General features: G+C 57.1%; 1 pseudogene. It reads left to right on the forward strand.

The window, feature by feature from the left end:
* Window positions 1-524, forward strand: a pseudogene (locus tag Q5Y75_RS28695) (IS5 family transposase); the annotation flags it as partial.

Genomic DNA, 524 nt, shown 5'->3' on the forward strand with positions numbered 1-524 from the left:
AGTTGATGATCGTCGTGTACTGAGCGGGATTATTTTCATCAATCGCAATGGGTTACGTTGGTCCGATGCGCCACGTGAATATGGACCACCAAAGACACTGTACAACCGTTGGAAGCGGTGGAGCGATATGGGTGTATTCGCTCGGATCATGACCGGGCTGGCTGCTGAAGGCACGGATCACAAGACGATTATGATTGACGCAACATATCTCAAAGCGCGCCGCACGGCCTCCAGCCTGCGGTTGAAAAAGGGGCGCGCGGCAGGCTGATCGGGCGTACCAAGGGTGGCATGAATACGAAACTGCACGCTGTTGCTGACAGCCTCGGACGCCCCATCCGCTTCTTCATATCCGCGGGCTAGGTCAGCGATTACACGGGAGCCAAGGCTCTGGTGAACAGTCTGCCATCGGCGGACTGGCTACTGGGAGATCGAGGCTATGACGCAGACTGGTTCCGCGAAGCCCTTGATGACAGGGGAATTAGGTCCTGCATCCCAGGCCGACATTCACGCGACAAGCCTGTCCG

Origin of the sequence: Ruegeria discodermiae, from assembly GCF_030758345.1 — a bacterium.
Lineage (GTDB): Bacteria > Pseudomonadota > Alphaproteobacteria > Rhodobacterales > Rhodobacteraceae > Ruegeria_C.